Source organism: Kitasatospora sp. NPDC058965 (genome assembly GCF_042741245.1).
Classification (GTDB): Bacteria; Actinomycetota; Actinomycetes; order Streptomycetales; family Streptomycetaceae; genus Kitasatospora.
This window is the reverse complement of sequence record NZ_JBHYKG010000410.1, coordinates 1-6332: the sequence shown is the minus strand read 5'-3', so window position 1 is coordinate 6332 and position 6332 is coordinate 1. Positions and strand designations below refer to the sequence as shown.

Here is a 6332-nt window from a genome sequence, read left to right as displayed (position 1 = left end):
GTCGGCCCCACTCGAACGAGTGGGGCCGACGGCCGTTGTGCCGGGGTGCGGGCCGCGGTCAGCCGACCCGGCGCAGCAGCGCGGTGACCGCCGCGTTGAACGCCGCCGGGGCCTCCAGCGCGGCCAGGTGGCCGGCCCCCGGGATCACCGTCAGCTCGGCGTCCGGCAGCGCGTCCGCCAGTTCCTCGGCGTCCGGCACCGGGGTCAGCCGGTCGTCCTGGCCGACCACCACCGCGGCCGGCACCCGCAGGTGGGCCAGCGTCTCGAAGCCGGCCTGCCGGCCGGCCATCGCGCGCTGCGCCCAGGCCACCCCGGCCGGGCTGGCCGCGGCGATCAACTCCCGGACTTCCGCCGCCAGTTCCTCGCCCGCCTCGGGTCCGAGCAGGGAGGCCTCGGTACGCTCCTCGAGCAGCAGCGACACGCTCTGCCGGGCCAGCACGGCGGCGGCGATCCGCTCCCGGTTGGCCAGCGCCGCCGGCGCGTCGGTGGACGCCTTGGTGTCGGCCAGCAGCAGTCCGGCCACCCGCTCGCCGTGCCGCCGGGCGAAGGCCATCGCCAGGTAGCCGCCCATCGACAGCCCGCCGACCACCGCCCGCGCCAGTCCCAGCCGGTCCAGCAGCGCGGCCAGCGCGTCGGCCCAGGCGTCCAGCGAGGGCTCGCCCTGCGGCGCCGCGGCAGCGCCGAAGCCCGGCAGGTCCGGGGCCAGCACCCGGGCCTGGCCGAGGGATCCGTCCAGTTGTCCGCGCCACATCGCCGCGTTGAGTGGGAATGCATGGAGCAGGAGCAACGCGGTGCCGGGGCCGCCACTGTCACGAAGCGTGAGTTCGGTCATGGCGCCCACCGTAGGGGCTTCCCGAAAAGCGGCACAATGCGGGCCCATTTGTCTGACTTGTCATAACCTGACGACGAGTGACGGACGGAGCGGCGATGATCGAACTGCACGAACTGACCAAGCGCTACGGCGACAAGACCGCGGTGGACGGGCTGACCTTCACGGTCCGCCAGGGTGTGGTCACCGGCTTCCTGGGTCCCAACGGCGCCGGCAAGTCCACCACCATGCGGATGATCCTCGACCTGGACCGCCCGACCAGCGGCCGGGTCAGCATCGACGGCAAGGGCTACGGCCACCTGAGCGAGCCGCTGAAGTACATCGGCGCGCTGCTGGAGGCCAAGGCGGTGCACCCCGGGCGCACCGCCCGCGACCACCTGCTCTGGCTGGCCCAGAGCAACCGGATCCCGGAGCGCCGGGTGGACGAGGTGCTCGCCCTGGTCGGCCTGACCGAGGTGGCCCGCAAGCGGGCCCGCGGCTTCTCGCTCGGCATGGGCCAGCGGCTCGGCATCGCCTCCGCCCTGCTCGGCGACCCGGAGATCCTGATGTTCGACGAGCCGGTCAACGGGCTGGACCCCGAGGGCATCCTGTGGATCCGCAACCTGATGAAGCGGCTGGCCGGCGAGGGCCGCACGGTCTTCGTCTCCTCGCACCTGATGAGCGAGATGGCGCTGACCGCCGAGCACCTGGTGGTGATCGGCCGGGGCAAGCTGCTGGCCGACCTGCCGATGGCCGAGTTCATCGAGCAGAACTCCCGCTCCTCGGTCCGGCTGCGCACCCCGCACCCGGAACAGCTGCTGGACGCGCTGGCCCGGCAGTCCGTCACCGTCGAGCCGGGCCCGGAGGGCAGCTTCGAGGTGCCGGGCGGGGACGCCGCGAAGCTCGGCGAGCTGGCCGCCGCGCACGGCGTCACGCTGCACGAGCTGAGCCCGCAGCGCGCCTCGCTGGAGGACGCGTTCATGCAGATGACAGCCGACTCGGTGGAGTACCACGTGGCCGACGGGTCGCTGCACCCGCAGGCCACGGTGCCCGGGGCCGGTCCGGAGTGGGGCGCCGACTGGCGCCGGTCCGGCAACCAGAAAGGCAGCGCCTGAGATGGCCTCGTTCCCCGCGATCCTGCGCTCCGAGTGGACCAAGATCCGCAGCGTCCGCTCCACCGTCTGGACCCTGCTGCTGGCCTTCGTCGTGACGGCCGCGCTCGGCGCCCTGCTCTCGCTGCTCACCAAGAACAACTTCGCCGACGTCCGCAAGGGCGCCACCGCCCCGTTCGACGCCACCGCGACCAGCTTCTCCGGCATCGTGCTGGGCGAGATCGCCATCATCGTCTTCGGCGTGCTGGCGATCGGCAACGAGTACAGCAGCGGGATGATCCGGCTCTCGCTGGCGGCGGTGCCGCAGCGCGGCACCCTGCTGACCGGCAAGACGGTGGTGGTCGGCGCCCTGGCCCTGGGGGTGTCGCTGGTCACCGCCTTCGTGACCTTCTTCCTCGGCCAGGCGCTGCTGGGCGAGCACCGCACCACGGTCGGCTCGCACGACGTGCTGCGCGCGATCCTCGGCGCGGCGGTCTACCTGACCCTGCTCTGCCTCTTCTCGGCCGGGGTGACCGCGATGCTGCGCAACCAGACGCTGGCGCTGGGCGTGCTGGTGCCGTTCTTCTTCCTGCTCTCGCCGATCCTGTCGGCGGTGCCGAAGGTGAAGACGCTGGCGCACTACTTCCCGGACTACGCCGGCCGGCAGATGCTCACCGTCTACCAGGAACCGAGCGTCCCGTACGGCTGGCTGGCCGGGTTCTTCATCTGCGCCGGCTGGACCCTGCTGGCGCTGCTCGGCGGCGCCATGGTGCTGAAGAACCGGGACGCCTGAGCCGGCGTCACCCGCCTGCCGCCGGGTCAGTACCGGGGGGCGCCGCGGCCGCGCTGGACCGCCGAGCCGCGGCGCTCCCGCGCGCCCCAGCAGGCCCGGTGCCAGTGCCGCCGGTCGTCCACCCCGGCGCCGTGGTCCGGCCAGGCCACCACGTGGCCGACCCCGGGCGGGATCTCCTGGTCGCAGCCCGGGCAGCGGTAGAACCGGCCGGCGGTCCCCGCCACCGTCTGCACGATCCACTCCTCGCCCTGGAAGCTCTCCGTCCGGCGCAGCGAACCGCCCAGCGGCGCGGCCGGCTCGTCCCTGCTCGCGTCCTGGCTGCTGATCCGGTTGCGACGGGGGGACACGGTTTCACCTTCCGGCCGGGGTCTCGGGCCGCCGGCTGCGGCACGGGGGCGCTTCCAGGGTACGGGCCACCGCACACGACCCCTATCATGCGCCCGGGCGCCCCCATGTCGTTTTCCGCGAACTACACCCGATCTTCCGGGAAATCGGTGGATCCAGGTGCCAATGGCACATGACATGAGTTACTCACGTGGGGACAGTTACTCACCAGGGGACGCAGCGGGGCCCGAGAGACCGCTCGCACCCGAGGAGGGCAATCCCGTGACCCAGACCCGTACCGAACTCCCCCCGCCGGCCGCCGTCGAGCTGCCCCCGGTCACCGCACCGGAGCCGGCCGTCCGCCCACGGGCCGCCGAGGACACCGTGCGGGTCGGCGCCTTCCTGCTCTCCGCCCAGTTCCCGGGCCAGACCCACGCCCAGGCGCTGGAGCGGACCGTGGCCGCCACGGTGGCCGCCGAGGCCGCCGGACTGGACGCGGTCTGGCTGGCCGAGCACCACTTCGTGCCGTACGGGGTCTGCCCCGACGCGGCCACCCTGGCGGCGCTGCTGCTCGGCCGGACCAGGCGGATCCAGCTCGGCACCGCGGTCAGCGTGCTCTCCACCAGGCACCCGGTGTCCCTGGGCGAGCAGGCCGCGCTGCTCCACCTGACCTCCGGCGGCCGGTTCACCCTCGGGGTGGGGCGCGGCGGCCCGTGGATCGACCTGTCGGTCTTCGGCAGCGGGGTGGCCGCCTACGAGGAGGGCTTCGCCGAGCGGCTCGACCTGCTGCTGCGCTGGCTGCGCGGCTCCCGGGTGGGGGCGGACGGGCCGCAGTTCAGCTTCCCGGAGGTCGCGGTGGTGCCGCGGGCGATGGAGCCGGTCGGCCCGCTGGGGGTGGAACTGGCCGACTGGCTGGGCCTGCCGACCGCGCCGGCCCTGCGCTTCCCGCGCCAGCGTTCGGAGGACCGGCGCGCCGAGCCGCGCCCGGCGGAGCCGGCCGCGGGCCGCGGGGCGCGGGCCGGCGGCCCGCCGGTGGTGGTGGCCTGCACCTCCCCCGGCAGCGTGCGGCTGGCCGCCGAGCGCGGGCTGCCGATGCTGCTGGGCATGCACTCCGGCGACGAGGACAAGCTGGCCATGCTGACCGCCTACCGCGCCGCCTGGCGGGCCGCCGGCCGCGGCGAGGAGCAGCTGGCCGAGGTGGAGCGCGAGCACGTCGCGGCCGGCGTGGCCCAGGTGGCGGACCGGAACCTGACGGCCCGCCAGGTGCTGATGGACGCGATGCCCGCCTGGTTCGAGTACGGGCTCGGCGCGCACCGCACCGTGGACGGGCGCGAGCGCCGGATGCGCGACCCCCACGCGTACACCCGGCTGCTCTGCGACCTGCACGCGGTGGGCACCGCCCGGCAGTGCGCCGACCGGCTGCTGGCCACCGCCGAGCGGACCGGGATCCGCCGCTTCGCGCTGCTCGCCGAGGGCTCGGGCGACCAGGAGGCCACCCTGCACAACATCGCCCGGCTCGGCGCCGAGGTACTGCCCCAGCTGGGCTGACCGCCGCGCCGACGCACCGTCGGCCGACCGGCACCGGTCGGCCGACGGGCTCGCGCCGGCATCAGCAGTCGCGCAGCTCGGGCGACTGGTTGAGCAGCTGGGCCCGGACCGAGGTGAAGCGCCGGTGGCGCTCCTGGGCCTCGGCCGAGGGTCCGAACACCGCGACCCGGTGGCAGTTCTGGAAGGCCAGCTGCACCCCGAAGTGCCGCTGCAGCGCACCGCGGATGGCGTCGCTCGCCATCGCACGCAGCAGCTGGCCGCGGTCCTGCTCGCTCGGCGGCGGGACCTGGTTGTCCGCGAAGTTGGTGCCGTCGACCTCCATCTGGGCGACGAGCGAGCTGATCAGGTCCCAGGCGTAGGGCAGGGACGTACGGACGCAGTCGACGAACTCCCGCTCGTCGACCTCGCCTCGCTCGGCCTTCTCCAGAAGAGCCGGTGAGACGTCGAGCGACATGGGTTCTCCTCTCGCGGTCCACCGGCGCACCTCGCGCCGGTGGTCGTGCATGTCGTGCGGGTGGTGCGGATGGTGCTGCTGTCGTGCTCAGTCGGTTGGCCCCGGTCGGGGGCGTGCCGGTCGACCCTGCTCGGGCGGACCCGGCCCTGCCAGGGTGGCAGGCTAACCGTGGCAAATCTGGCGAATGCCACGATTACCGTCGAAAACGCCGTCGGCGCGGCCAGATTGGCCGGAATCGATCCAGAACTCCACGTCCCACACACTCCATCCCCGTTTGGCTACGCGGGCGTTCGAAGGCGTCACCCAACGTAGCGGTCCGTGCGCGCACGCGCCAGACTGCGGGAGCGAACGACTCCCCGCTTCCCATGGTTCGCCCCCTTCTACTCCCCGGTACACCCTCCGGACCGACTCGCTTCAATTGGCTCTGCGGGGGTCGGCGGCGAGTCCGCCCGTTCAACGGCGGCGGCCGCTCGGGGCCGGGCATCGCGTCCGCAGTCGAACGGGTCCCGGGTGGATTGACGTACCCACCGTTCGCATTCGGTCACTTGTCGTGAGCGGGTCCAGGTGGGCGTGAGGGGTGCGCGGCACCGCCTAGGCTTGGCCCATGCGCCTTGTCATCGCCCGCTGCTCCGTCGACTACGCCGGCCGGCTCTCCGCCCACCTGCCCTCCGCGACCCGCCTGATCCTGGTCAAGGCCGACGGCAGCGTGAGCATCCACGCCGACGACCGCGCCTACAAGCCGCTCAACTGGATGTCGCCGCCGTGCTCGCTCAAGGAGGCGGACGGCACCTGGACCGTGGAGAACAAGGCGGGCGAGAAGCTGATCATCACCCTGGAGGACGTGCTGCACGACTCCTCGCACGAGCTCGGGGTGGACCCCGGCCTGATCAAGGACGGCGTGGAGGCGCACCTGCAGGAGCTGCTGGCCGACCGGATGGAGGTGCTCGGTGCCGGCTGGACCCTGGTCCGCCGCGAGTACCCGACGGCGATCGGCCCGGTGGACATCCTGTGCCGGGACGCGGCCGGTGCCACCGTCGCGGTGGAGATCAAGCGGCGCGGCGAGATCGACGGCGTCGAGCAGCTCACCCGCTACCTGGAGCTGCTCAACCGCGACCCGCTGCTCGCCCCGGTCAAGGGCGTCTTCGCGGCCCAGGAGATCAAGCCGCAGGCCCGGGTGCTGGCCACCGACCGCGGCATCGACTGCGTGGTGCTGGACTACGACGGGCTGCGCGGGATCGACGACGACAAGCTGAAGCTCTTCTGACGGCCGCTCGGCCGCGCCCGGGGCGCGGGGGACGTCGGCCGGTCCGACGT

7 protein-coding genes are annotated in these 6332 nt (G+C 73.4%); 4 read left to right on the top strand and 3 right to left on the bottom strand.

What is annotated here, in order from left to right:
* Positions 1-58 precede the first annotated feature (58 nt).
* The gene (locus ACFW1A_RS37170; RefSeq protein WP_380417469.1) at positions 59-832 is read right to left on the bottom strand and encodes an alpha/beta fold hydrolase; all 774 of its coding nucleotides are present in this window, start codon (positions 830-832) and stop codon (positions 59-61) included.
* Between the two features lie 95 nt (positions 833-927).
* Here ACFW1A_RS37170 and ACFW1A_RS37165 point away from each other — a divergent pair, with 95 nt between their 5' ends.
* Positions 928-1923, top strand: coding sequence for an ABC transporter ATP-binding protein (locus ACFW1A_RS37165; RefSeq protein WP_380417467.1), 996 nt, complete (start codon positions 928-930; stop codon positions 1921-1923).
* 1 nt (position 1924) lies between these two features.
* The gene (locus tag ACFW1A_RS37160; protein WP_380417465.1) at positions 1925-2692 is read left to right on the top strand and encodes an ABC transporter permease subunit; all 768 of its coding nucleotides are present in this window, start codon (positions 1925-1927) and stop codon (positions 2690-2692) included.
* Between the two features lie 26 nt (positions 2693-2718).
* Here ACFW1A_RS37160 and ACFW1A_RS37155 read toward each other — a convergent pair whose 3' ends face one another.
* Positions 2719-3039 carry an ATP/GTP-binding protein gene (locus ACFW1A_RS37155; protein WP_380417463.1) on the bottom strand — a complete coding sequence of 107 codons (321 nt, stop codon included), beginning with the start codon at positions 3037-3039 and terminating at the stop codon, positions 2719-2721.
* Between the two features lie 361 nt (positions 3040-3400).
* Here ACFW1A_RS37155 and ACFW1A_RS37150 point away from each other — a divergent pair, with 361 nt between their 5' ends.
* Positions 3401-4564 (top strand): LLM class flavin-dependent oxidoreductase, encoded by a 1164-nt coding sequence (locus tag ACFW1A_RS37150; RefSeq protein ID WP_380417471.1) that lies wholly within the window; start codon positions 3401-3403, stop codon positions 4562-4564.
* A gap of 61 nt (positions 4565-4625) precedes the next feature.
* Here ACFW1A_RS37150 and ACFW1A_RS37145 read toward each other — a convergent pair whose 3' ends face one another.
* Positions 4626-5018, bottom strand: a complete 393-nt coding sequence (locus ACFW1A_RS37145; protein WP_380417461.1) for an SCO5389 family protein — start codon at positions 5016-5018, stop codon at positions 4626-4628.
* 604 nt (positions 5019-5622) lie between these two features.
* Between ACFW1A_RS37145 and nucS the strand changes: the two genes are divergently transcribed.
* The gene (gene nucS / locus ACFW1A_RS37140; RefSeq protein ID WP_380417459.1) at positions 5623-6282 is read left to right on the top strand and encodes an endonuclease NucS; all 660 of its coding nucleotides are present in this window, start codon (positions 5623-5625) and stop codon (positions 6280-6282) included.
* The last annotated feature ends 50 nt before the right edge of the window (positions 6283-6332 follow it).

What these genes read in the sequence shown, in the direction of transcription:
- ACFW1A_RS37165 (WP_380417467.1), top strand. Translation starts at nt 928, where the DNA reads ATGATCGAACTGCACGAACTGACCAAGCGCTACGGCGACAAGACCGCG.
- ACFW1A_RS37160 (WP_380417465.1), top strand. Translation starts at nt 1,925, where the DNA reads ATGGCCTCGTTCCCCGCGATCCTGCGCTCCGAGTGGACCAAGATCCGC.
- nucS (WP_380417459.1), top strand. Translation starts at nt 5,623, where the DNA reads ATGCGCCTTGTCATCGCCCGCTGCTCCGTCGACTACGCCGGCCGGCTC.
- ACFW1A_RS37145 (WP_380417461.1), bottom strand. Translation starts at nt 5,018, where the DNA reads ATGTCGCTCGACGTCTCACCGGCTCTTCTGGAGAAGGCCGAGCGAGGC.
- ACFW1A_RS37170 (WP_380417469.1), bottom strand. Translation starts at nt 832, where the DNA reads ATGACCGAACTCACGCTTCGTGACAGTGGCGGCCCCGGCACCGCGTTG.